Below are 25,760 nucleotides of genomic sequence, written 5' to 3' on the forward strand. Positions count from 1 at the left end.
GCTGGAGGGGTTAAGGGCGCTGCCGCACGGGCAAGGTGGCGGGCTCGGTGATGCCGCCGTAATCGTTGATCGTGGTGAACGAGAGCTGCGCGTCGGTGCCGGGCTTGAAACCCGCCAGTGGGTAGATCTGATGCCCGAAGGGTGCCGCCATGGCCGGCCTGTCGATTCGTTTCGATTGACCGCCAGCGCTGATCTCCAGGCGTTGGAAGGTGAAGTGGAACGGCGTGGGATTGTTCAGTACCAGGCTTGGCGTGCCATCGATCGATTGCAATGACCATTGCAAGTCCGGGAGTCGCTCCGCCGGGGTTTGCTTCAGTTCGGCCGGGCGATAGAAAAACTTGATGCGGGTACGAATGGCGATGTTCAACACGTTGCGCTGGTCGGTTTCGGCCTGGGGTATTTCCTGGGCGTTGAAAAAGAACAACGACTCGCGATCCTTGGGCAACGAGTGGGGCAAGCCATTGATCTGCACTTGCTGCTCTCTGCCAGGATCGATGCGAAACAGCGGCGGCGAGGCCACGAACGGTACGATCGTGGTGGTGTCGTCGGCGCTGGTGTTGACCCACGACTGCACCGCGAAGACTTTGTCGCTGGGGTTGGCGACGATCAATGAGACGTTGCGTTTGTCACTGTCGAAAATCACCCGGGTGGCGCTGAGCGTCAGGGCTCCCTGGCTCAGGGGGGCGTAGGCCAGGAGCAAGGTCACGGTCCCTGTGAGTAAGGTGCAGGCACGGCGGTATTTTCTTTTTGATCGAAACACTGGGTCATCCCGTGGTATTGCTGAAGTTCGTGGCGGTGAACGACGCGGTCGGATGCATGGCTATGCACCCAACCGCGGATCTCAGGGGTAGGTGGCGACGAAATTGATATTGGCAATCACCGGGCCGGGAGTAACCGTAGCGCTGATGGAGCGATACTTGGCATGGAAGATCATCCGGGTTTCGCCGGTGGGGTTCAGCGGATAGGCCTTGGACGGCGTGCCGCTGTCGATAGGCGCGTTATCGTTGTCCTTGATGGTCAGCGCTACGCCGGTAGCACCGCCGGTCTGGATCCCGTAGTACTTGCCACCGGTGCCGACGCTTCCATGAGTACTGGTGAAGGTCACCTCCGCTGTATCACCGGCGGAAAAGCCGCAGGCAGTCCCATCCTTGACGCGCAACGCGAACTCGCGGCCGCCGACTTCCGTATCGGCTACTCCGGCGAAATCCAGGGCGGCGACCTCACCCAGATTGATGGGCCCCGGGGCGCCGCTGCCCGGATCGATGGGCTCGATCGGGCAGGTATTGGCATTGATGAGACCGGTGAAGTTGATCTGCCCGCTGCTGGTGGCGGCGAACGAGGATGCGCCGGCAAGGGCGGTTATCAGCCCGAGGGAGGCTGCCAGGAGGGTTTTTTTCATCTAATCGAATCCTTGAACAATGAACGGTGGGCTATAGACGAGGCGTTGCGCTGCTCCGTCGCGAATAGCGGACTATCGCGGGCAGGCATGCCTCGGTGGGGAATTCTAGGGAGGGGGTAGGGCAGGGAATATGAGAGTTCTCTCATATTCCGGGGCAAGGGCAGGGGGAGTGTTTAAGAGTGTTTCGAAAAGGAAAAAGCCAGGCGACCCAAGGGGCGCCTGGCTTTGGTCACACTGCTTGGCTGAGCACTACGGCTTTGTGTTCGCTTTGTCTAGGCTTCCACCATTGCTGGCCGCCCAGCACTATATGGTCCGTCAACATTTTTTGGTCTCTTTCTAACAGTTCGGCCAGCGCTGGAGGTGGCTTTCTTATAGTGTCCGAGGCGGAAGAACTTGCCCTGCTGCGGGTATGGAAAGCACCGTTAGACGAGCTGATCGAAGCGGTGTCCGAGCGACTGGCGGAACTTGACGAGCTTGTTGTCTGCGTCTGTGGTGAAAGCGTGGCTCTGGAGTTCTGGCTCCGAGTTGAACCGATGCTACTGTCCGGGGTAGCTGAGCGCCGGGGTTCGAACATCCCCAGATCAAGGTCGGCAAAATCGTCGGAGTTATCCAGCTGGGCGCTGGACCTGCCTGGTACTCTTCCAAGCTTTGCCCTCGGAATTGTGAACGGATTCGGGACGTCGGGCACGGGCGGCACGGGCGGCACGGGCGATTTGGGCAACTTGAATCGCGGAAGCGCTATCGCACTCAGGCCCAGCCCTATCCAGCCGAGTGCTTCGCTGGCATTCTCATCTGTAACAGACATAGAAGCGGCCATCATGCCCATCCCCACCTGAAATGTACCAATATTGACCGCAGCCACAGTGGTACTGATGGCCGCGGCCGAGGTCGTGATGCCCACTTGCGCCATGGCTGCGATCAGCGGTCCTGGATTGACCGTTATCACTGACAGGACGATGCCAAGGATAGCGGAGGCTGTCGAGACGCCAACATTGAACCAAATATTATTAATGATCTGCCCCTGACGCGCGTGCCCGGTCGGGTCGCCAAAGGCGATCGGGTTGCCGGCGCAATACATGTAGCAATTGAGGCCGCCGTCGCCGAACGGGCTGAGGGTGTCCGGGCTGTGGAAGCGCATCAGGCCCGGGTTATACGCCCGGTAGCCGTTGCCCAGTAAATACCAGCCAGTGCTTTCAAGCGCCTCGCCGTTGAAGGCCAGCAGACTTTGCAGTGTCGAGTCCGGGCCTCGTTCGCCGTAGGTGCCATATACGGCGCTGCGCACCTGGTCGCCCTGGTTCTCGGCAATGACCGAATGCTTGGCATCGGTCATCAGCAACAGCGTTTGCCCTTCGTCGCTGGGGGTCTGTTGGCCCAAGGGCTGGCCCTGGTGATAGAGGAACTGCACATGCTCATTGTCGTGCAGCGTGTCGGTGATCCGTGTTCCCTGGTAGAAACGCAGGGTTTGCGTATCCCCTTGCGGCGTGATCGCCTGCAAGTGGTCGTGGGCATCGTAGCGATAATTTTTCAGGGGCTGTCCGTCAGGGCTGGCGACACTTACCAGACGCCCCTGGCTGTCATAGTTAAGCTGTCGTCCCGCTTCATCCTGCTTCAGGTTGCCGTCCAGATCATAAGTGAAGCGGGTTTCCAGGCTCTGGTAATCAGGATGGCTGTGGCTGGCGCCCACCAGTTGGCAGGGATCGTCCTCGGCAAAGCTGAAATGCGTTATGTCCAGTCGCCCGTCGCTGAAAACGGTCCGCGTGTAAATAATGTTGTCCAGCGTATCGAACTCGAAGTACTGGCTGAGGATGGCGTTGCCGAAGCGATCCTTTGGCAGTTCAGTGCCTGAGCAACGGTAGCGTTCCAGGCGCCCGCGCAGGTCGTAGCTGTAGGTTTCCAGCAGAACAGTGGCCCCTGCTACGCGCAGGTGCCGGCTACGCACGTTGCTGTCGGCCTGGTAGGTCAATTCGATCGAGCGCTCGGCCTCAATGGGCTGGTCCTGGGCGTCGAGCAGTACCAAGGTGCGCAGGATCTCGCGCCCCGCATCATCGAACGCCAGGGTAGTGGTCAGAGTGTTGTGGCTGGCACTGTCGCGGCTGGCGGTTCGGAACAGTCGGCCAATTGCGTCGTATTCGAATGAGGCCTTCAGTTGCCTTTGCTCGATGCTCAGCAGCCGCCCGTTGGTCGGGTGGTACTCCATGTGCGTATCGTGGCCGCCAACGTCGGTACGGCTCAACGGACGTCCTTTCAAGGAAGTGCTATAGCGGGTCGTGTACGGTTTGTTGTCGAGGGCATCGGTCCAGGTCTCGGCCTCCAGATGTCCGACCTCATCATAGGCAAAAGCATATGCGCCCTGGCTGTTTTTCGAGCCGTTCAGCCTGGCGTCCAGCACGTCGACGTCGAAGGAAGACTCGTCGTCCGTTGCGGTGATGACGGTCGGCTTCGCGATCAGGCCGTGCTGGTATTGAAACTCGACCGCGTTGCCGGCCGGGGTGATCCGGCGCTTGGGCAGCAGATAGCCAGCCTCGTACTCCCGCGACTCGATCCGGGGCCCAACTTTGAACTGCGTCAGTCGATCCAGGCCGTCGAACGTTCGTTCGCCTACCGTGCGGGCGACCCCGTCGAAATGGCCCGGTTTGACCTCGATCCGGGTCCGCAGCTCGGCCTGGCTGTGCGGGGCATAGGTAGTATGGACACTGGTCAGGTCGGGCAGGGTGGTGCGAACCAGGCGGGCGAACGCATCGTAGCTATAACGTGTGATACCGCCGAGCTCGTCAACCTTTGACGCACAGTTGGCCAAGCCATCGTAGTCGAAGGCCGTTCGGCTGATGCGTTGCCCGCTCACGCCGATCCGTTCGACGCTGACGGTTTTTTCGAATCGGTTGGTAATGGTCCGGGTGCGTGCGGTGCCTTCAATCCATTGTTCGCTGGCAAAGGCTATGGGGTCGTTGAACATCAGCGTTTTTACGCCGTCCGGCCGGGTTAAGCTGTCGCGCAGCCCCCAATTGTCGTAGGTGAAGGTGGTGGTCAAGGGGAGATCACCGGTTTCCAGCCAGTCGATTTGGGTTTCTTCCACCAGCAGGCCTTTGTCGTTGTACTTCGCTGTGTAGATATCGCGATAGGCGCCGTTGGAATGGTCCAGATCCTCCAGTTCCTCGCGTACCACCCGGCTCATCCCGTCGAAGTGAGTCCTTACCTTGACACCCTTGACGTCCTCCATTTGCTGATAGGCCTGGACCGCAACGGGAGGACTGCCTGCATTGACTGGCCTTATCAGGCGATAACTGTAGCGACGCGTTGCAGGGTAATTGGTGTTGGCGGCCTGGGTTTCGCTAAGTACCCGGTTCAGCGGGTCATAACGGTAACTGTATTGAACGCCGTCCTGGGTGATCAGCAAGGGTTCGCCGTGGAGCATCGAACGTTCGTCGACCACTGTCATGACGGTATCGTCGAAGTCCGTCGAGGAGGTTTGCTCGGTTTGTAACGAGCGGGTTTCGGCATTTTTTGTATAGCGGTAGTCGATGAAGGAGGTCGGGCCGGTGTCGCTGCCCAGGGTAATTGCCTGCCGGGCTCGCCGGCCATGGGTCAACGGGTCGCCGGGAACATTGAAGTAACCGAAGAGGGTCGATGAGAGCTGGCGCTCGCTGGGGTCTTTGGTGCCGGTCAGTTCGAACAGTTGCTCTTGTGTCATGGCTATCCAGGGCTTTTGGATAGTGCTGCTGCCCAGCGACGGCAGTGCTTCATAGCGAAACCGGGTACGCAATGGCAATGCACCGCTCTGCAGTCCTGGCACGAGTGTCGGATCGCTTGCGGGGAGGAAGGTTTTTTCGCGCACGTGGCGCACGAACCCATAAGGATCCGCCGGGCACTGCCCTGCCACCCCTTCAGCGGGGTAATAGGCAATGTGTTCGCTGACACCACTGGGCTCGACCCGCAGCGTCTGGTTGCCGTAAATGTCGAATTCGCTGAGCTGCTTGTCCTGGCGCCAACTACGCGGGTCGTCGTTGATCGACCACAGCGTCGAAATTGTCCGGGGCAACTGGCACTGCCGTGGCTGCTCGTCGAAAGATAGCGTGTCGTCATCATCGGCGTAATAACGGCTGCGGACGGTTTTCTGCCGATTGTCCTGCACGGTTGTTTCTTCGGTCTGCAGGTGGAAGCGGTTGAATGTCCGGGTCACGCTGCGCGCGACATTGGCACCGGCCATCAGGCTTTCGGTGGAACTGTAGCGGTAGGGTTCGTTGACCTTGAACAGATTGTCCAGGCCGTCATCCGTCCAGCTCACGGCGCTGCCATAGCCGAGGAAGTTATGCCCGTCGCTGGCATAGTTGTACTTCACCACGATGGGCGCGTTGCCGCCGCCGGGGGCGGTGACATGGTCGGTCACCCTCGGCAGTTTGCGCTGTTCGTTGCCGCTGCCGGGAAAACCATGGCCCGCATCGTTGTACTGGATGGTCTCGTGGGCGCCCAGCGGCGTCCAGACTTCGCTGATACAGGCCAGCTCGCGCACTGTCTGGTACCCAAAGCGCCAGCCGGCGCCTTCGGTCGTCGGCAGGGTGACCCTGTCGATACGATCATTTATCAAGTTCAAGAGCACCTGTGCCGCAGGGGTAGTACCGATGAAGCCGATGCTGAAGGTGATCGTGTGTTTTACCCGGTCGCGGCTGACTTGCAGGAGCCTGCCGCTGCTGTCCCGGATGACGCTGAGCATCGGGCGCCCGTTGAAGATGTCGTACTCGAGCGTGATCTCATGGCCCTGCGCTGAATGGATACTCACCGGCACGGCCACTTGCGGGGTGGCTCCCTTGAGTTCCAGAGTCTCCACCTGCCCTGATTTATGCACCACCTGATAGCTTTCTTTAGTGAGTTTGAAGAACTGGAAACTCTCGATTTTCTGCTCTTTCATTCGCAGGCGACCCGTGTCCCCCGGGGGGAAGTCCGTGACCTTGAAGGTTTCCCCTGAATGGATCGAGACGATTTGCGTGCTCGGGGCATACTGCGTCAGGGCCAGGTCCCAGCCCAGGCCGAAGCCGCTGTCGACTTCGTTCAAAGGGTTGAAGTTGAGCACCAGGGGAATCGCCGGGCCGCTGAGGTCACAGGTTTTCACTTCGGGTAAAGACAGCGACACCGTATACATGCCCGTCCTGGCATCGACTCCGGACTGGACAAAACTGAGGAAGTTGAAGGCGTTGGAGTGGACGGCGGTGGAAGCGGGCATGGACGAAGCCTCGGTCTGGAGAGTTATTTATCGTTTTCGACGCGTACGCACGATAGTTTTCCGCTGACATCACCACCATTCCTTGACCGTATTTTCAGTACGCCTGGTTCAATGATCTCCCCGTTCGGTTGGCTGTACATTGCTGAAAGAGACATCCGGGGTTCCTGCGGTGTTGTGGTCGGGTTCTTGATGGTGCGAACCTCAATTTCCCATCCCTCGCCATCCAGGCAGCCGTCACTGTTTTTATCGTCGAAAAAAGTAATATTGACCGCCGAGGGAATGTCGTAGAGTCGAACCGTATAGGCTTGGTCATTGGTGCAGTCGTAGTTTGATATCACATGATCGCCTGGGGTTGCTGGAACACTGCATTCCTTACTGATGTCTTTTTCCCTGATAAAAATGGTTCCAGCGGCGTTTGTTGCGTTTTCCACCGTCCCGCAACCTGCGGAACCCACACCTATTAGAAGGATGATAAAGAACTGGATATGACCCATTGCTGAATTCCCTTTTTGGACTAAGTATCTGTTTGGTTTCTTCGCTACGCATAAACGTAGCTTTCACCTGACGACGCTAGCAGAAACTCCGCCTCGGTAAACCTAACAGTTCTGATAGTTTCAAAGTCTACTGATGGGGAGTAAACCTGTTTACCTGAACACTGAGCAATGAGGGTAAACAGAATGTCCGCTCCTCGGAAAACACTTCAGGAATATTTGCAATGGGCCGCCCTCAAACCGCGTACCAACGATTGGAGTGCATTGGTTGCTTATGACCGGGACAAGTGCAATCAGGTACTGCAGCAGGAATATATTGGGAAGTACGAGCGCGCTTCGGTTATGCCACCGATCAATGAAGCGTATCGATCATCGGAAAACACATGGAATTGGCTGCTTGACTATGTCACCGATGCGCCACGCCTGAGCTTCGAGAACGATCCCGGCAACGAGTCGGCTGAAATCAACATTCGCATGGCGGTGATCGGCGGCAAGGACGTAACGCTGGATGACGCGTCCGGTTTCGCTCAAATCAGCAGAATCAGTTCGCTGGACCCTTTGGATCATCCGCAATTGCTAGCCGAGCGGGTATGGCTCAAGGATGTCCAGGGCGGGGTGAGTAAAGATGGCAAAATATTGCTGGATCTGGGCGATGCCGTTGCACAACAGGGTATCTGGGAGGTAACGGGGCATCCGCTTGAGAAACAGCGTCGGATGGCCGGGGCTTTTTTCAAGCGCAAGTTCCGCAACGCTGACCCGCTGAAGCGTACGTTTTCCCTGGGCACATTGGCTCAGACCTCACAGGAATTCATGAAACCCCAGTCCTTCCGGCTACGCACCGTGATGGAGGCGGGCGGTAATTTGCTCAACGCCGTGAACTACGGCAACGGGGCCCTCGAAATCCGTATCGCTATGGACGACGAGCTGGCAGGTGGCTGGCCGGGGCAGGATTGGCTTTACCCCCTGCCAAGTGATCACCCTGAATTGAATGCGTTGATGATCGTGGGGTCGCGGTTCTTGATGAACAAAATCATCGCCAAGGGTGTAGATAAATTATTTGGCGCAGAAGGTGTTGGATATGACGGGGCCCTGAACAGTAAGGGCTTTGTCGACGCGATTCGGGTCAAGCGCGCAGTATCTCCCATTTCGTTGCGAGTTCCGGAATTTCAGGTGACTGATACCAAGGATAATGTGCTTAATTTTGATGGCTACTACATTAGAATGTATGTCGATGATGCAGACAGGCTCACTGTAACACTTGTGGCAGCGCCAGACGGCTCGTCACGTCTTAAACTGCGCGTCGGCACTCAGGATCAGGGGAGGGCAGTGAGCACCAAGTTGAACGGTCAAATTTTGCATTCGTTCGTAGCGTTTACTGAAATGATTAGCGATTATATTTTCTCGCTTGATGAGGTGTCGGGTCAGCTTAAAATTGACCTGAACTTTGATTCGTCGATAGTAACTGCTGAGAGGTCGCCGCTCGCCTATCCTCCGGCCATGCGAGACTATTTATATGGAAATGGGCCAATTAAACCAGGCTTTGGCGAGGGTTTTAAGGCTCATGTAACGGGTAAACTAATGGATATGTTCAATAGCCTTGAGGCGATTGATCTGTTCATATTGAACACTCTGATCTTCAACTCCGAGAGTTCCGTACGACTCAAGACCCTAAACCTGACAGGGGACATGGTTCTTTTCGGTTCACTTGACCCTCGTTTGGAGGCTTTCTCCATCGACCCTGTGGAAATCCTGGTGGGGCATGCGCAGTCTCATCCATTCAAGACGAAACCAGTCACGAGCAATGTCACATGGACTGTCCGGAATCTCGACGGCAGTACTCAGGGCGCCGGGACAATTAATTCAAGCGGTGTCTACACTGCGCCTCTGTTGAGTGATATCCAAGGCACTTACAAGCGGGTCAGAGTGATCGCGACCAAGGGCGGCCACACCAGCAGGGCGTTGGTATCGGTTGTGGCGAGGACGATTACGCTGAATCCGCTAATCGAGATTTGCAACGCTTCCAGCTCGACGCTTCCGGAGACTCGCGAACTGTCAGCCCACACTGTGAACGGCATATTGAACTGGCGCGTCGTCGGCGGCGGTAGTATCCCTTATACCGCGGGTCAAGAAGGGAAAAATGTCTACACCGCGCCGTTGGTGCAGGTACAACCCGTCGAGTCTTTCACGGTGGATGAAGTAGTTGTTAAAAATACAACAACCCAACAGGAGCAAAGCACCCTGATGGTGGTCAAGTACCGACCACAGAGTTTAGTTATAAAGCAAAGTTTTGAGGGGGGCGCTGGGAGTCGAGTGAAATTGGTTGCCGCGCTTAACGGGCAGATACCAGCCGTACCGGTACAGTGGAAGTGTATACCAGCAGACGCCGGAGAAATTAATGCGGCTACAGGGTTTTTCACAGCAAGTCAAACCACTACCAGTCAGTTCGCGTTGATCACAGCAGTGCTTGATCTTGCAGGAATAAAGTTTGATGGTTTCACCATCTTGCCGTTACCACTCTCGCCACTCCCTCCCAAGCCGCTTCCAGAAGAAGATCAAGTTGTAATTTTCGATAATTGATTATTCGTTTTGCCAGTTTGGCAGTCATTGTATTCGCAAACGTTCAATCTGACTAAGCCTAACAGTTCTGATAGTTCCAAAGCGCTTTGTTCAGGCGTAAATCTATGCCTGAGCCCAGCCAGTAATTCTGTGGATTACTCAATCATCTCCCTACCAAGGAACCCGAACATGGCGATGACGCTTTCCAATCCGGCACCGACCATTCCTTTATTAGGCCCGGATAACGCCGTTGACCTTGAGGAACTGGGTGCGCAAGAACTTGAAACATTCATTAAATACGACGGCCTCGCCGACGCTGACTTCATTGTTGTCAATTGGTTCGGCTGCGGCGAATTCGGTGAGATTGTCGATAAGTCCAACGACGAAGTCGAAGTGATCGGGGATGAAATTACACCGGACGGCATGCCGGTGTTGATCGAAAACAGCCTCCTGCAGGCTCTTCGCAACGGTACGGTTTTTTATTCGTATCGTGTGCGAAAGCCTGGCGGCACGCCTGGAGATGAATCGCTTCGCCTGTTTTTCTATGTTGGCAAACGTCCACGGTCGGTAGCGACCCTGCCGGTGTTGCAGATCCGCGAATCGCACGATCTGCACCTGTCTCTGGATATGGATGGACCTTCCAGTTTTAAACCTTGGGTAGCGCCTTACCAGGCGATGGCCGCCGGAGACACGGTGACCCTGTATTGCCGTCGGTTCGACCCTGAGGGCGTTGAAGATCTGCCTGCCCTCGCATACCCACAGGCGGTCAGGGAGGAGGAGGTGGGCAAACCCTTGGGTCTGTTCCTGAATCGCTCCGATCTGCTGCGGTTCGAAGGCGGATCCACGCAGGTGCACTACGGCATCCAATATGCCGGCGCCCCGGCAGAAACCACCCAGTCCCCTGCGCAGACATTCAAGCTCCTGGCAGCGACCTCGGCCCGGTTGCCCCGCCTGGAAATCGATGGGCACGACGGCGGCACGCTCAACCCCGCCTTGTTCCCGCAAGGCTTGCTGCTGCGCATCGCTGGCTACCCCGGCATGGAAGTGGGAGATGAGCTCCTCTGTCATGTCTCTTCATCACTCGCGGATGTGGCTCCGGTGATCCTGCGTGCCCGTGTTGATGTGTCGACGCTGGGCAAAGGGTTTTTCGAGTTGCACCTGGACGCCGGGTGGGTCGCCGCCAGCCAGGGTGGAGCGATCGACTTACGCTACCAGTATGCCTGGCAAGGAACGGCGCGCTCCGCGGAACCTTATTCGGTCAATGTACGAGAGCCCCTGCACTTGCCGATGGTCATCGTCCACGACGCCCTCCCCGATCCTGACGATCCGGCGAAGGGCGAAGGGATACTGGATGTCACGCAAAAGGCCATTTCCGGCGTGAACCTCTCGATAGACCCGCTGGCCAACTATGGTCCCGAGGACCTCGTCCAAGTGCACTGGGAAGGTTATGGCACCGGCGGCAAATACATCGCGACGGTTCCGATGAGCGGGCGAACCTATAACATTCTCCCGCAGTTCATTCCCTCGAATCTGGGTAAGGCTGTGCGGGTTTATTACACCGTACAGCAGTCGGGCGAGCCTGCCGCTGTACCGTCGGAAGTTTTCACGGTGCGGATATTGCCGATCGAGAAAGACCGTTACCTGACTATCCAGTCGAAACAAGCCCAGATGTACAACGGCACTATCTACGTGAGCCGGATTCCCAGTGAAGGTGAACTATTCACGCTTCCCTCATGGCTTTATATGCGTGAGGGTCAAATCGTAAATGCTCATATTCATGGCAAGAACAGCGCTGGAGATACATTGGTTGTCGCCATTCTTGAACAGTACCCCGTAACCGCTGCGGACGTTACAAATAGAAAGATCGAAAAAGGACTTGCGCAGTCCAGTTTCAGTGCTTTTCAACCGGGCGCTGTAAATGTGCAGGTCAAGATAGTTTACGAGCCAGGTGCGGAGACGTTGTTTAGTCCGGCAAGGTTTACGCTGGCTTAGCCTGATAGCAATTGAAATACCAAAGGCTCGTTGAGTTCAAGTTTAAGAGATGTGGGTGCAGGGAAAACCAATTAATCGCAGAGGATGAATATCATGGCCGCAGAACGCAAAACACTGAGCGAATACCTGAAATGGGCTGAATTGAAGCCTCGTACGAATGATTGGGATGCTTTGGTCGCATATGACCGCGATAAGTGTAACCAGCTATTGCTGCAAGAATACATCGAAAAACATCATAGCAAGTCTGTAATGCCGCCTATCAATGAGGCCTACGGGACAAGTGAAAGCACCTGGCGGTGGAAGCTCGATTACGTCACCGATACGCCACGTTTGAGTTTTCATAACAACCCGGACAATACCGGCGAGGTCATGATGAGCATGGCCATCCTAGGCGGCAAGGACATTACCTTGGACGACACCCAGGGTTTCGCTCAGATCACCAGGATCAGCTCCTATGATCCTTTGGACAATCCAAAACTCGAAGCCGACCGGGTTCAGCTAAAGGATGTTCCAGGAGACCTCAATAGTGCGGGTAAGGTGCAGTTGGATCCGGGAGATCCGGTCTCACAACATTATATTTGGGAGGAAACCTCTGATCGTATTGCCTATCAGCGCAAGAAGGCCGGAGCTTTCTTCAAACGCAAATTTCGTGAAGCGCCGGAGGAGAAACGCCAATTCCATCTGGGCATATTGGCTAAAGCCTCCCAGGAAATAATCAAACCGGCGTCAATTAAGTTGCGGACCGTCATGGAGGCAGGTGGCAATTTACGCGAAGCGGCGAATTTTGGTAACGGGGCGCTTGAAGTTCGTATCGCCATGGAGGGCTCCCTGCAAGGCGCTACGCCTGGAGAGGATTGGCTGTATCCACTTCCCAGTGATCGGCCTGATCTTAATGCGATGATGCTGATCAGTTCCGAATTTTTATTGCTTGAAGTACTTATGAAAAGCATTTACAACACTATGGGGTTTGAAGGCGATACTTTCAAGGTATACAAAAACGAATTGGGATTTACAGAAAGGGTAGAAATAGAAAGAAACAATCATACACTTTTTGCTGGCGCGGAATTTTCGGCTCCGATCGGAGGGCAGGAAACACGATTCACCTTCAGTGGTTTGTCCTTATACGAAGAAAGAAGCAATTTTTACGTTTTTTTTTGGAACGGAATGAACCCGCCTCGACTTACGGTTTCGATGGGACAGCACTCGAGAAGTAGTCGGTTGTCGTTTTCTTATGATGGTGTAAATTATTCGGAGGCGGTGGGTTTTAACGCCAACGCTTTTGTTGATTTTATCGTCAATCCTGAGACGCAACAGTTGGAGATAAAATTCGATGTCGTTGTCGGCGCTCATTACCCTTCTCAGGATTATCCTGAAGCAGTATTGGAGTTTTTTCAGAGTCGTCACTTGCGTGACATGTTTTTTGGTATGGCCCGTTCGGTCGTAGATAAGTGGAAAGAGGCAAAACCAATTGATATCTTTTTATTGAATACACTCATCTTCAATTCATCGGACGCCGTACAACTAAGCGAGGCTCACCGAACAGGAGACCTGGCCCTTTTCGGCGCAATCAGCCCCCGCCTGACCACTTTTGCCATCGACCCCATGGAAATCATGCTGGGTTACGACCAGACCCGTCAGTTTTCGGTAAACCCGACTCCCGAGGGCAGCATCGACTGGAGTGTCGAAGATCTCGAGGGCAACACTCTTGGCGTCGGTTCCATCAATTCACAGGGCCTCTATACCGCTCCAGGCTTAACCGATATTGATGGGACCTATATGCGCGTCAAAGTGACCGCGTCCATCGGGGGCGGCCACACCAGCAGGGCGTTGGTTTCGGTCCTGGCCAGGACCATCACACTGAATCCGCTCATCGAAATCTGCAACGCTTCTTCCTCGGTGGCACCAGAGACTCGCGAGTTGTCGGCGCACACCATGAACGGCACGTTGGCTTGGAGGGTAGACGGCAGCGGAAGCATTCCTTCTAGCGCAGATTCAGAAGGAAAAAATGTGTACACCGCTCCGTTGGCACCAGCAGCCCCCCCCATCGAATCTTTCGCAATAGATGAAGTGGTTGTTAGAAATACAGCAACCAATCAAGAGCAAAGAACCCTGATGGTGGTCAAGTATCGGGCACAACCTTTAGTTATCGAGGCCGATTTTGAGGGGGGGACGGGGAACCAGGCAAAACTGGTTGTCAAACTTAACGGGCAGGTGCTCACCGGCCCATTGGAATGGAAATGTATACCCGCAGATGCCGGGAAAGTCGACGCAGCTACTGGAATTTTCACCGCAAGCGAATCCACTACCAGTCAGTTTGTGCTGATTACCGTGATTCTTGATTTTATGGGAATCAAGTTCGACGGTTTCACCATTTTGCCGTTGCCGCTTTCGCCGTTGCGGCCCAAGCCGCCTATAGAACCTGATCAGTTTCCAGGCCTTGAGACGTTGAACGGCCTGTTGGATGCGGTCTCCGAAGAGCTCAAGGCAATCAATCCGTCCGCGAATGCCAGCGAAGAAATCAAAGGCTGTCTGCAGCGCATTGCCACCCTCGCAGAGGATAATCGAAATGGTCAGTAATTCACGTGCCGATATCGTGGCAAAAATGAAGGAATATTCGGTTACCCAGGGCTGGGGGGCCGTGTGTGCCTTCAATCGCGAGCGGCTTAATCGGGTGCTCCAACAGCAATGGCTGGAAAAATACGACGGTACGAATTACCTGCCGGTGTTTTCTGGTCGGATGGATCTCAATGACTCGAAAACCGAGTACGGCGAGTTGAAAAATATCATGCTGGGCAAGCCCTTGCTGTCGTTCGAACCCGCCGATATAAGCAACTCCCGAGCGACGTTGACCTTGAGTCTGTTGGGCGGAAACTTTGCCGCTTATGAAGATACCTACGGCTTGATGTATGAGTTCGATATCAGCGAAGCCCATGGTTATACATTAACGGTGGAGCTGGATCTGTCGCTGGTGGTGGGGGAGGTCGATCGCCTGGGCAGGGTGACGCTGGATTTGTCCAAGGGGGTGAAGTTCTCCTGCAATCTCGCAGGGCCGGTGGCCAGCCGGGTCAAGATCGGCGCGTACTTCGATGCCGCCTTCAAACAGTTGCCGCCCGAGCGTCAAGTGTATGTGCTGGGCATTCTCGACTTGAATGGCCGCAGCGACCTGACCCCGACGAGCTTCATGGTCCTGACGCAACGTGCGCCGGGTGCCGAACTGGCGGGAGCAGCCAACGCGCCTGACGGCGCGGTGGTGGTCATGGTGCAGCTCAAGGGCGACGAAATGGGCGGGGACATTCCTTCGCCGGAACGTTTCCCGTACCTGATCCCGGACGGCGATTTTTCGGCAACCATGGTCCTGGCGGAAAAATATGTGGCGCGGTCGGATGATGACAAGCTCGAGCTGATCCAGAGCCTGTTGTTTCCCGGAGAGCAAAATGTGTTCGTTGAAGTTTCCCGTGAGGAGCCCAAGGATCTGGTGATCTTCGGTCGTCTTGACCCCTCCAGGACGTCAATGACTATTGTCCCTGAAGTCCAGGTGGTGAAGGCTGGAGGCCAGCCCGTTCAATACCAGGCGTTTCTCAATGGCGCGCCGGTAAGCGTCAGCTGGACGGTCAAGAGTCTCAATTCGAATACGTCGGCGGGCACCATCAATGATAACGGGCTTTACCAGCCCGTCTCCCGGGAAACGTTGGGCCGGGAGCTGGTGCGCAACTTCGTCACAGCCTCCTATGTCGATCCCGAGACGCAACAAAGCCATGAAGTACGGGCATTGTTGCTGGTCACGACCCGGGCAATGGCGATTTCTCCCGAAGCCGCGGCACGTATCGAGGGCAACCAGACAAAAACCGTGACCTTTGTCGCCTCGGCCCTCAGTGGCTCGAAACTGACCTGGAAGCAACCGATTTATGGGTCGTTGGTGGTCCAGGACGATACGGCGATCTATACACCACCGCCGGCCAGCAAATTGCTTAACCTGCCCGAATTCACCGTGGTTGACCCGATTGTCGTCGAGGATGGCACGGGTGAATCTGTCACGGCCTCGGTGGTACTGACAAGAGCCGCACCAACGCTTGGGATAGAGCCGCGATTCGTCGGTGGCGTGGGACGCTCCGCAACGCTGACATTCACCGAAAACTCTCCTGCCCCGGTGGGAATCGAGCGTATTTGGACGGTAATCGGCGACGGCACGGTAGATGAAAAAGGGGTCTACACTGCGCCCGTGGCGACTGCTCGTTCTTTCGATGTCGTCAGGTGCGAGATTTATGCGGCTGGAACGCTCTTTTTTGCAGGCTACAGCATTGTAAAACTCGCAGCCCACCAGGAAGAACCCGGCTGGGAAAGCCTGACCAAATTCCATCTGACCACCCTCGGTTCCGAGGCAATGTTTTCCAACGGTTATCAACAAGTGCAGCTGGAAGCATTCATTGAAACCGACGGGGCACGGCTGACCTCCGACGAGGAGGCGTCGCTAAAGATCTATCACGTTAACTCCAACCAGATGGTCCCGGAGCTTCCTGCATTGCAGGAAGGCATCGTGGGCGGGGACGCTCCGCTGCCCGACATGTTATGGGCGCAGACGCGTACCGCCAATCGTTTCAAACCCTATGCGGATTTAAATGCACTGTCCCCTGGCAAGCGTGCCGAATCGAGCAGGGTGAGTGTTTACATGCTCAGCCGTGCCACTTCGGAGGTTACCCGCTTCTACGCGAGTTTCGAAAGCAGCCAGGGTGTTCCGTACAGGTCGGATAAGCTCAGCCCTGAGGTAGGCATCGTTACGCTAAAACCCGTCCCCCCGCCTACACCGACAATCGACCACTACGAGATCAGGCGCAAGCGTGTGGAGGGCGGTGGAGGAAGTGATTCGGAGGGCGACGACGATTTCGATCTTTACTTGAACACCACGGACTATTGGGACCTCTCTTACATGCGCGAAGGCCGGGTGGGTGTGAATTTCCAGGCGGCAGAGGTGCGCGGTAAATATTTGTCGATGGTGCAATGGGAAAGTCAAGTCAACAACGAAACCATGTTCAGTTATACCGGCTATGGCTATAACCATCCGCTGAAAAAAGACGACGAAAACGTCATGCGTTACGACCCGCTGTTGATCGACAAACTGGCCCAACAACCCAAGCCTGAAATGGTCCAGGGCCAGTCCCTGGACGAGGGGGGGTTCAGGGTCGGACTGTTCCGACGTGACCATTACGCCAACGTTCGCCGCGACGCGCATGAGCCCTTGCACGTTATGGAGAAAACTCCATTGGAGGTCTACCTGACCGACAACGAAGGCAACCATCACGCGCTTTCAATTGGCTTCAGGGCGGGCGACCGCAATCGATTACACGTCTCTCTCGGTAGCAGGAAAAACTGAAGCCCGACCGCTTTGCTGTGCAATGCGGCAGCCGTCGCATTGCACAGCATGAACAGTGACGTTCACCTGGCTTATCTGCGAGGTCCATGATGACTGCTTCCACCGCCGTGCATTCCAACGCCTTCAACTTCATGAGTTTCATCCAGACGGGCGTAGACCCACGAACCGGCACCTATACCGTTTCCCTGTCGCTGCGTGAGCTGCTCAGCAACCATTTGCGCGGCCCATCGGTGCCGCTGATTCTCAGCTATAACCCGATGAACACGATCAACAGTGGTTATGGCAAAGGCTGGAATCTGCAACTGAGCCAATACACGCCGAGTACCCAGGTCGTCTCGGTGTACTCGGGCGAGACCTTTAAAGTGACCGGCCCCTACGAAGGCGTTGCCAATCGCCGACGGATGAAAGAGCAAAAGATCGAGAATTTCCAGTTTTATGCGAGCTCTGGCCCTGATCCCTCATTCAAGATCGTGCATAAATCCGGCTTGGTCGAGTGGCTGGAGCTCAAGGGAGCCTCGCCGGAAACGGCCGTGCCTGTCCGGATGTTTTCACCGCAAGGTCACGAAATCAGCCTGGACTACATCGTGGTCAACGATGTGCCGATGCTCAGTGCCATTCGGGACGGCAATGGCCTGTTGTTGCAAGTGGTCCGTGACACCGAGACGCATGCCGTCAGGATCGGCTTTGCGCCTGTCGGCGATAATCCGCTGGCCGAGGTGGTGTTGAACCTGAAGAATGACCGGGTCGACAGGATCACGTTACCAACGGTGGAGGCCGCCGGTTGGCGTTTCGAGTATGACTCGCAGAAGGACGTCATCAGCGAGGTCTGGACTCCGCTCGGAGGCCATGAGCGGGTGCTGTATGGCGACGAGGGGCATGGTTTCCCGGGCAACGGCAATGAGCAACGCAAGTTGCCCAGGGTCACCGGGCATATCACCGAGCCCGGCGCCGGTCAGGCGCCCGTTGAGGTTCGATACAGCTACGGAGCCGATGGGCATAACTTCCTGGGTTACGGAAGCGGCGTCAACTGGACGGACGACGGCCTGGATAACCTTTATAAAGTCCTCGAAGCCTATGAATATCAAACCACCGAGGAGCTGCTGGCTGGAACGAACGCGAGACGCAGCGTGACTCGCGTCTTCAACCGCTTCCATTTGCTGGTATCGCAGACGACTCTCCAGGGCACACACCAGCAGATTCTCAGCAATCGTTATTATGTGGACGATGACCCCAAGGCGCCTTTCGACCAGCAGCCACGCCAATGTCAGCTTCTGAAGGAAGCGGCCACGCGCTGGGAGCTGACCGATGATTCAAGGGAATGGCGCGAGGACGTCGAACTGAGCGAATACGACATCCATGGCAACCAGACCTTGAGTGTCCAGGCCAGCGGCGTTACCGAGACGACGACTTACTACCCGGCCGAGGGCGCTGTCGGCCAGTGCCCGAAGGATCCCTACGGGTTCGTCCGGCATGTCGAGCAAACAACTATCACGCCGACCACCGATCCGTCGCGGGTCCCCGATGTGCAGGCCGGCGCGCCGACGCTACGAACCCGATACCGTTACATCGAGCTGCCGACGCTTGCCAAAAGCGTCATCAAGGAGCCCTGGGCGGTTGTCGCCGAGCAGGCCCTTTTTCAAGTCGACCAGACGGAAGTCTTGCTGGAAACCACCCGCTCCGGATATTTCGACACGCCGCAGGACGCTTTGATACATGGGCTCATTCAACTGGAAACTGTCGAGCGGGTTGGCGTAGATCAATCGTACGTCTCGACGACGGGTTATCAGTACAGCATCAAGACGGATGAGGAAAAGGCCAGGAAGAACAAAACGGACAAGGCTTCAGAGGTCCTCTTGGGTGAAACCGCGTTCGCCACGACCGAGACCTTTACCGGGCATGACAACCTGGTCAAGGTTGTCAGTACGGAGCGTTCGCTGCTCAACGGTGAGCCTCTGCTCAGCCAGGACAAGGACATCCGCATTCGTAACACCTACGATGCCCTGTTGCGTGTAGTGACGGAAACCGTTGCCCCCGACGATCCTGTCTATGCCGCCACGCGTTCCTACACGTACAGGCTGGTTCGCCCGTCGGACAGCGGCCAGGCGCTGGCGGCCGGGCAGGCTTGGCAGGAGATGGAAAACGTCAAGAAGGTCAAGACCCGTACCTGGTTCGACGGGTTGAATCGGCCCGTCAGCGAGGAGCAGCAGGATTCCGACTTCTCCGCTGGCGAATATCGCGACACCTACCGGGCGACGCATAACGCTTTGGGGCAGTTGACCGAAGAACACGAAATCGATTGGCTGGAACTCGAACCCTTGGTTTTGAAGACCACCTATACCTTCGATGACTGGGGCGAGCAGTCGAGCAGTACCGATGCAGCGGGCGTTACGCAACACACTCTGCAGGACCCTATCAAGTTCACCAGCACAGAGTGGACGCAGGGCATGGGCAAGACCGTCACCACCACCAATCGCCTGGAAAAGCCGGTGCAAGTCGAGCGGTTCGACCTCGCGCAGGCGTCCGTCAGCGTCCATGGCTATTCCTACGATGGCCTGGGCCGTACGGCTCTGGAAAAAAACGCGGCGGGTTACGAAACGTTTTATCTCTACGATGCGTTCGATCGCATGCTCGAATCGACGTTGCCGACAAAGGACAAAGTTGTCCGTGAATACGCCGGCCATAGCCGTGGCGATCTGCCGACGCTGATCAAGGTCAACGACAAGGTCCTCGGCACGCAGGCTTTCGACAGCCTGGAGCGCTTGGTTAAATCGACGACCGGGGGCCGAGTCACTCGGCACGAGTACGACACCAGCTACACCAAGGCCAATCGGGTCATCCAGCCCAGCGGCGATGTGATCCATTACGAATATGCCTACGAGCTGACAGATGAACCGCTCACTCGCAAGGCTGTGGCGGGGGAGGCAACCATCCAGCGCCTGCAGGAGGTTCCTGCGCCGATCGAAGCCATTTACGGCTACGATTTCCAGGATGCCCGGCTGCTCAATTCGGCAGAAACCGACATCGAACTGGCGCGTACCTACGACGTCCGGGGCGAGATCAAGACGGAGACACGCAAAGTCACCGATGTCACCGACCCCTACGCAATGACGTACGTCCACAGCCGGCTCGGAAGGATCATCCGGTACTACGACGTGCTCGGTCAGGTCCAGTTGTCCGAATACGATCGAAGTACCGGCAAGCTGGCCTACACCGAATTGGGTGTGCCGGGCACCGGCGGCTACGTGAGGAGCGACTTCACGTATAACGACCAGGGACTGACGGAGCGTATTTCCACCGTTGATGGCTCGAACAGTAAGGTGAGCATCCAGCTTGAGTACGACGCCTTGGGGCGCGAAACGCTGCGTATGTTCGATTTCAACGGCAGCAAGTCGTGGTTGAAACAGGTATGGAACAATCTCGACCAGGTTGAGCAGCGTGAACTGAGTGAAGGCTCGGCGCCGGGCGAGACCTTGTTGCGCGATGAAAACTATCGGTACGAGCTGCGCGGGCGACTCGAAGAATATTCGTGTAAAGGTCCGCAATCCCCGGTGGACCCCGCCGGCAACGCCATTACCAGGCAACTGTTCTTCTTCGATGCGCTGGATAATCATGAAGATGTCCGCACGACCTTCGTTAAAGGGGCGACAACCGAAACCAACAGAGCCCGGTTTGAATACATCAATGAGGATCCGACTCAATTGACGGGAATCGTCAATTCCCATGATGACTATCCGGATATCACCTTGGAATACGACGCTAACGGCAACCTGATCAAAGACGAAGCAGGCCGGGCCCTTGCTTATGATCTTCTGTCCCGTTTGGTCGAGGTGAGTGGCGCCGGTTCCGACGGGAGTCGCTCCTATGGTTATGACGGCGGCGATCAGTTGGCGGCTAGCGGCGGCGATAGCGACCGGGAGCAACAATTTTATCGCCAGGGCAAACCGGTCAACTCCGTCGGCGCTGAGCAGAGCAGGACTTACGTGTCGGCTGATGGCATGGCGGTTGCGGAGTGGCAGGAGGGCGCTTACTCAAAGTCGTTATTGCTGGCCGGTGACTATGGCGGCAGTGTGTTGAGAGAGGTCGACGGTAGTAAGGCGAGTGAAATCGCTTACAGCGCCTACGGCTATCGCGATGTAGCGCAGTCGGTTGCGTCACGTCCAGGCTACAACGGTGAAATCCGGGATAAAACCGGCTGGTATTTGCTGGGCAATGGCTACCGGGCGTTCAATCCTCGGTTGATGAGGTTTCACAGCCCGGACAGTTGGAGTCCGTTTGGGGATGGGGGGGTGAATGCGTATGCGTATTGCCTGGGCGATCCGGTCAATCAAAGTGATCCTGACGGGCATTGGTCAGTGATGGGCTTTTTTAGATTTATCGGACAGAAGCTAGGCATCGTAAAGAAATCGAAATTTCCCGGCAAAGACCCCGTTGCCGATCTCGCCCCTCGACCGGCAACCAAACTGCCCGATGAAGCGCTTAGTTCTAGAACCTATGGTAGGCCTGTGGATGAAATCGACGCTGATCTAGACTTAACGCTATTTAAACCCGCACCCAGAAGAGTAATGCCTGCTTCGGCATCTCCGCCAAAGCCAGGCATACGCACTCCATCAAAAAATGCGGCTAGGGGTTCAAAGTTTTTGCGACCGGAGGCTCAGGTTAAAAAAGTCCCAGATGAGGTTAAGTATTCGAACCCGGATAAGGCGGCTAAGCTCCAACAGAAACTAACGGAAAATGCGCGAAAGAACAGACGCCAATTCGCGCAGGACGACTTTTATGACAATGAAGCTCGAATTAACGCACAGTTGCGGCAACTCGAAATAAGGTCATAAATAATAAAAACAGAAGGTATATGGTGCGTTCCTCAGGACACACTTCTTTACGGGAAGATGTCGGATTTTAACCTAGCACCTCGGGATCACCCCAACCCACTCATCCGGGCAAACTCCACCAGCCCACCGTCATGTTCAAGTCCCAGCTTGTCCATGGCGGTGCGCTTTTGCCGGCTGATGGTTTTCTCGCTGCGGTTCAGCTGAGCTGCAATTGTCCTGCCCGACAAACCCCGGACAAACAAACGCACCACTTCCAGTTCCCGGTTGGAAAGACTGTTTGACGCGCCGGCGGTGGCTTTAGTTGGCGAGGACTGGGCCTCGAGAATGCCCTTGAACGCAGGGCATACATGCCGGTGCCCCCGGGTGATTGTCAGGGCCGCTTGCTTGAGATTGACCAATGGGCTGCGCTTGTCGAACAACCCATCTACGCCGGCGTCGAGCAATGCTCTTAGCACCGAGGGGTTGCGCAACATGGTGATCACCATCAAGGGGCAGTGGCGATAGTGTCGCTTGAGATAACCGATCAAGGTCAGGCCGTCGGGAAAGCGGCAGTCGGGCATCGAGTAATCAGTGATTACCAGGTCGCAGGGTGTGCGCTTCAGGTGCTCGATCAGTTCATCGGCGTTGTGGGCCTTGGCGACTATTGAAAAGGCCGGGCTCGACAGCGCCATTTCCATGCCCACGAGTACCACGGGGTGATCGTCGGCGAGGATGATGCGCAACGATCGATCAACCGGAGGCCTGTACGCCATGGGTGCATTGCCCCACGCTTCAGGGCTGGCCGTGTTGCAACTTGAATACGGGGCATTCAGGGGCATTGTTACCTCGACAGGGTTACTTCACATCCATACCGCCGTCGAGACACCGCATCAGATCAAGCCTTGCTCCCGGGCAATTTTCCCGGCGAGATGTCGCGAGCTGACGCCGAACTTCCGGCGGATGTTATTGAAGTGGTAATTGACGTTGGCTTCGCTGCAGTCGACGATCCTGGCGATTTCCCAGGAAGACTTGCCGATCTCGCTCCATTGCAGGAATTCTTTCTCCCGGTTCGTCAGGCGCACGGCTTGGGCTTCGTTGCTTTCTGCGCCGCGCAGGTGGGTAGAGCCTGCTGGCGAACGACTTGAAACAGTGCTGGCTTGGTACATGATTGAATCTCCCATTCATCATCATTGATGGCGTGGACGCGGTGCTGTCCTGCTGTCGCTTGCACGGCGCCCCCCAGGCCTGGGTCAGGACTGGGGATACCTCCTTATATCGGGATTCAATCCTGGCGGAACCTGTCAGGATTGACAGGTGCGGACTTTAAGCAGGTCACTGGGAAAAGGCTGTCAGGCCGAGGCCACGCAGCTTGTAGGACATATCGCTGGGACTTGCTTGCCGTGTGTTGGGGCAGTGACATTCCTTGAATTAACTTGCGTTAACTTAATCGCGGGTATATACACGCACCATGCTTGCCTCTCAATGTTTGTGCATCAACCTGCGTCGTGCTGCCCGTGGCGTCAGCAGGTATTACGACGGCGCCCTCGACGGCTTCGGGATCAACGTTGCCCAGTATTCTTTGCTGAACAACCTGGCGCGTCTGGACCAGCCGAGCATTTCTTCCCTGGCCGAGGCCATGGGCCTGGACCGCAGCACGCTGGGGCGCAACTTGCGGGTGCTGGAAGGCGAGGGCTTGGTGAAGCTCGCCGAGGGCGAGGATCTGCGTAACCGTATCGTCGAGCTCACCGAGACCGGGCGTGCCCGACTGGCGGCGGCGCAGCCGGCCTGGGAAACGGCGCAACAGAAACTGATCGACAAGCTGGGCGCGGAAAAGCGTGCGACCCTGTTGGCCTTGCTGGATGAATTGGCGTGATGCCGGTTCGTCCGCTGATAAGTGGGTATATACCCGCGACCGGAGAACAATAATGACATCGATGTGGCGTACCTGTGGTTGGGTCCTGGTGGGCAGCGCGCTGATCCTGGCGTTATCGCTGGGTGTGCGACATGGCTTTGGCCTGTTTTTGGCGCCGATGAGCGCGGATTTCGGCTGGGGCCGCGAGGTGTTTGCCTTCGCGATTGCCTTGCAGAACCTGATCTGGGGCCTGGCGCAGCCGTTCACCGGTGCGCTGGCCGATCGCTTCGGCGCGGCGAAAGTGGTGCTGATCGGTGGCGTTTTATACGCGCTCGGGCTGGTCTTGATGGGCATGGCCGACTCGCCCTGGTCGCTGTCGTTGAGCGCCGGCCTGTTGATCGGCATCGGCCTGTCCGGTACCTCGTTCTCGGTGATCCTCGGCGTGGTCGGGCGGGCCGTGCCAGCGGAAAAACGCAGCATGGGCATGGGCATCGCCAGCGCCGCCGGCTCCTTTGGCCAGTTCGCCATGCTGCCGGGCACGCTGGGCCTGATCGGCTGGCTCGGCTGGTCCGCCGCGCTGCTGGCGCTGGGCTTGTTGGTGGCGCTGATCGTGCCTTTGGTGAGCATGCTCAAGGACGCACCGGCGCCGCTGTCCGGGCATGAGCAGACGCTGTCCGAAGCGTTGCGCGAGGCTTGCAGTCATTCGGGGTTCTGGCTGCTGGCCGTGGGCTTTTTTGTCTGTGGTTTCCAGGTGGTGTTCATCGGTGTACACCTGCCGGCCTACCTGGTCGATCAGCACTTGCCGGCCAGTGTCGGCACAACGGTGCTGGCGCTGGTCGGGTTGTTCAATATCTTCGGCACCTACACGGCCGGCTGGCTGGGTGGACGGATGTCCAAGCCGCGGCTGCTGACCGCGTTGTATCTGGCGCGGGCGGTGGTGATCGGCCTGTTCCTTTGGCTGCCGGTGACCACGACCACGGCCTATGTCTTCGGCATGGCGATGGGCTTCCTCTGGCTGTCGACGGTGCCGTTGACCAACGGTACGGTTGCGACCCTGTTTGGTGTGCGAAACCTCTCGATGCTTGGTGGGATGGTGTTCCTGTTTCACCAGTTGGGATCGTTCCTGGGAGGCTGGCTGGGCGGGGTGGTGTACGACCGCACCGGCAGCTATGACCTGATCTGGCAAGTGTCGATCCTGCTCAGCCTGTTGGCGGCGGCATTGAACTGGCCGGTGCGCGAGCGTCCGGTGGCGCGGCTGCAAGCACAGGCCGGTGCCGCATGAGCCGCGTCGGCCCGTGGTTGGTCGCGGCCGGCGCCGCGCTGTTGCTGGCCTTCGCCTGGTGGGGCTGGCACCAGGGCGGGTTGGCGTTGATGCAATTGGGCATGGGTAACTGCTGAACAATGGACTGCGTCGGGCGGGCGGAGTAACGTCCTGGTCTGACAGGCTTTCAAGGAAAATCCGACATGCTGATGCGCTGGCTTGCTGTTCCCACCCTGTTGCTGGCTGCGGCCGGGCAAGTTTGGGCGGCTGATTGTCCGCCGCTGCTGGAGGGCTCGCTGCCCAAGCTGCGGGCCAAGGAAACCATCGACCTGTGCCAGCGCTTCGGCGGCAAGCCCCTGGTGGTGGTCAACACCGCCAGCTTCTGTGGTTTTGCACCGCAGTTCAAAGGCCTCGAAGCGCTGAACCAGCACTATAAGGGGCAAGGGCTGGAAGTGCTGGGCGTACCCTCTGACGATTTCAAGCAGGAGTCCAAGGATGGCGCGGAGACGGCCAAGGTCTGCTACGTCAACTACGGCGTGACCTTCACCATGACCGAGCCGCAGCCAGTGCGCGGCGCGGACGCGATCCCCTTGTTCAGGCACCTGGCCGAACAGTCCAGCGCGCCGAAATGGAATTTCTACAAGTACGTTGTAGATCGCCAGGGCAGGGTGGTCGGCAGTTTTTCCAGCCGGATCAAACCTGACGACCCGGACTTCATCAAGGCAGTGGAAACGGCCATCGCTTCGAAACCCTGACCGCCAGCCACGAAAAAGCCCCGCCTCTTTGCAGAGCGCGGGGCTTTTTTTCGCTTCAGCTGG

14 protein-coding genes are annotated in these 25,760 nt (G+C 56.8%); 8 read left to right on the forward strand and 6 right to left on the reverse strand.

Annotated features, from left to right (window positions below; all coding sequences use genetic code 11):
- Nucleotides 1–10: 10 nt before the first annotated feature.
- From J3P96_RS07660 to J3P96_RS07675, 4 genes are all read right to left on the reverse strand, one after another.
- Nucleotides 11–700 (reverse strand): fimbrial biogenesis chaperone, encoded by a 690-nt coding sequence (locus tag J3P96_RS07660; protein WP_434656372.1) that lies wholly within the window; start codon nt 698–700, stop codon nt 11–13.
- A gap of 141 nt (nt 701–841) precedes the next feature.
- The gene (locus J3P96_RS07665; RefSeq protein WP_434656374.1) at nt 842–1,399 is read right to left on the reverse strand and encodes a fimbrial protein; all 558 of its coding nucleotides are present in this window, start codon (nt 1,397–1,399) and stop codon (nt 842–844) included.
- A 229-nt stretch (nt 1,400–1,628) separates the two neighbouring features.
- Nucleotides 1,629–6,614: an RHS repeat domain-containing protein gene (locus tag J3P96_RS07670; protein ID WP_434656376.1), complete on the reverse strand. Its 4,986-nt coding sequence runs from the start codon at nt 6,612–6,614 to the stop codon at nt 1,629–1,631.
- A gap of 23 nt (nt 6,615–6,637) precedes the next feature.
- Nucleotides 6,638–7,108: a hypothetical protein gene (locus J3P96_RS07675; protein WP_434656378.1), complete on the reverse strand. Its 471-nt coding sequence runs from the start codon at nt 7,106–7,108 to the stop codon at nt 6,638–6,640.
- A 183-nt stretch (nt 7,109–7,291) separates the two neighbouring features.
- Between J3P96_RS07675 and J3P96_RS07680 the strand changes: the two genes are divergently transcribed.
- From J3P96_RS07680 to J3P96_RS07700, 5 genes are all read left to right on the forward strand, one after another.
- A complete protein-coding gene (locus J3P96_RS07680) occupies nt 7,292–9,682 on the forward strand; it encodes a hypothetical protein (RefSeq protein ID WP_434656380.1) in 2,391 nt (796 codons plus the stop codon).
- Nucleotides 9,683–9,850: 168 nt separating this feature from the next.
- Nucleotides 9,851–11,653 (forward strand): hypothetical protein, encoded by a 1,803-nt coding sequence (locus J3P96_RS07685; RefSeq protein ID WP_434656388.1) that lies wholly within the window; start codon nt 9,851–9,853, stop codon nt 11,651–11,653.
- Nucleotides 11,654–11,746: 93 nt separating this feature from the next.
- Nucleotides 11,747–14,230, forward strand: coding sequence for a hypothetical protein (locus J3P96_RS07690; protein ID WP_434656389.1), 2,484 nt, complete (start codon nt 11,747–11,749; stop codon nt 14,228–14,230).
- A complete protein-coding gene (locus J3P96_RS07695; protein ID WP_434656391.1) occupies nt 14,220–17,021 on the forward strand; it encodes a hypothetical protein in 2,802 nt (933 codons plus the stop codon). The genes J3P96_RS07690 and J3P96_RS07695 overlap by 11 nt, the downstream gene beginning before the upstream one ends.
- A gap of 86 nt (nt 17,022–17,107) precedes the next feature.
- A complete protein-coding gene (locus J3P96_RS07700) occupies nt 17,108–21,850 on the forward strand; it encodes an RHS repeat-associated core domain-containing protein (RefSeq protein WP_434656392.1) in 4,743 nt (1,580 codons plus the stop codon).
- An 86-nt stretch (nt 21,851–21,936) separates the two neighbouring features.
- On the opposite strand, the gene J3P96_RS07705 is transcribed toward J3P96_RS07700, so the two are convergent.
- On the reverse strand, nt 21,937–22,668 hold the full coding sequence (locus J3P96_RS07705) for a response regulator (protein ID WP_434656393.1): 732 nt from the start codon (nt 22,666–22,668) through the stop codon (nt 21,937–21,939).
- 51 nt (nt 22,669–22,719) lie between these two features.
- The gene (locus tag J3P96_RS07710) at nt 22,720–22,995 is read right to left on the reverse strand and encodes a response regulator transcription factor (RefSeq protein WP_434601540.1); all 276 of its coding nucleotides are present in this window, start codon (nt 22,993–22,995) and stop codon (nt 22,720–22,722) included.
- A gap of 302 nt (nt 22,996–23,297) precedes the next feature.
- On the opposite strand from J3P96_RS07710, the gene J3P96_RS07715 reads away from it, so the two are divergent.
- The 3 genes from J3P96_RS07715 to J3P96_RS07725 all read left to right on the forward strand — a co-directional run bounded on the left by J3P96_RS07715 (nt 23,298) and on the right by J3P96_RS07725 (nt 25,697).
- Nucleotides 23,298–23,702: a MarR family winged helix-turn-helix transcriptional regulator gene (locus J3P96_RS07715; protein ID WP_434656394.1), complete on the forward strand. Its 405-nt coding sequence runs from the start codon at nt 23,298–23,300 to the stop codon at nt 23,700–23,702.
- 61 nt (nt 23,703–23,763) lie between these two features.
- Nucleotides 23,764–24,963 carry an MFS transporter gene (locus J3P96_RS07720; RefSeq protein ID WP_434658117.1) on the forward strand — a complete coding sequence of 400 codons (1,200 nt, stop codon included), beginning with the start codon at nt 23,764–23,766 and terminating at the stop codon, nt 24,961–24,963.
- Between the two features lie 182 nt (nt 24,964–25,145).
- The gene (locus J3P96_RS07725; RefSeq protein WP_434656396.1) at nt 25,146–25,697 is read left to right on the forward strand and encodes a glutathione peroxidase; all 552 of its coding nucleotides are present in this window, start codon (nt 25,146–25,148) and stop codon (nt 25,695–25,697) included.
- The last annotated feature ends 63 nt before the right edge of the window (nt 25,698–25,760 follow it).

Source organism: Pseudomonas sp. R3-56 (genome assembly GCF_051132075.1).
Classification (GTDB): domain Bacteria; phylum Pseudomonadota; class Gammaproteobacteria; order Pseudomonadales; family Pseudomonadaceae; genus Aquipseudomonas.

Bases quoted from the DNA above. Each gene is read 5' to 3' on its own strand.
- J3P96_RS07665 (WP_434656374.1), bottom strand. From the start codon at position 1,399: ATGAAAAAAACCCTCCTGGCAGCCTCCCTCGGGCTGATAACCGCCCTT.
- J3P96_RS07670 (WP_434656376.1), bottom strand. From the start codon at position 6,614: ATGCCCGCTTCCACCGCCGTCCACTCCAACGCCTTCAACTTCCTCAGT.
- J3P96_RS07675 (WP_434656378.1), bottom strand. From the start codon at position 7,108: ATGGGTCATATCCAGTTCTTTATCATCCTTCTAATAGGTGTGGGTTCC.
- J3P96_RS07680 (WP_434656380.1), top strand. From the start codon at position 7,292: ATGTCCGCTCCTCGGAAAACACTTCAGGAATATTTGCAATGGGCCGCC.
- J3P96_RS07685 (WP_434656388.1), top strand. From the start codon at position 9,851: ATGGCGATGACGCTTTCCAATCCGGCACCGACCATTCCTTTATTAGGC.
- J3P96_RS07690 (WP_434656389.1), top strand. From the start codon at position 11,747: ATGGCCGCAGAACGCAAAACACTGAGCGAATACCTGAAATGGGCTGAA.
- J3P96_RS07695 (WP_434656391.1), top strand. From the start codon at position 14,220: ATGGTCAGTAATTCACGTGCCGATATCGTGGCAAAAATGAAGGAATAT.
- J3P96_RS07700 (WP_434656392.1), top strand. From the start codon at position 17,108: ATGATGACTGCTTCCACCGCCGTGCATTCCAACGCCTTCAACTTCATG.
- J3P96_RS07705 (WP_434656393.1), bottom strand. From the start codon at position 22,668: ATGCCCCTGAATGCCCCGTATTCAAGTTGCAACACGGCCAGCCCTGAA.
- J3P96_RS07710 (WP_434601540.1), bottom strand. From the start codon at position 22,995: ATGTACCAAGCCAGCACTGTTTCAAGTCGTTCGCCAGCAGGCTCTACC.
- J3P96_RS07715 (WP_434656394.1), top strand. From the start codon at position 23,298: ATGCTTGCCTCTCAATGTTTGTGCATCAACCTGCGTCGTGCTGCCCGT.
- J3P96_RS07720 (WP_434658117.1), top strand. From the start codon at position 23,764: ATGTGGCGTACCTGTGGTTGGGTCCTGGTGGGCAGCGCGCTGATCCTG.
- J3P96_RS07725 (WP_434656396.1), top strand. From the start codon at position 25,146: ATGCTGATGCGCTGGCTTGCTGTTCCCACCCTGTTGCTGGCTGCGGCC.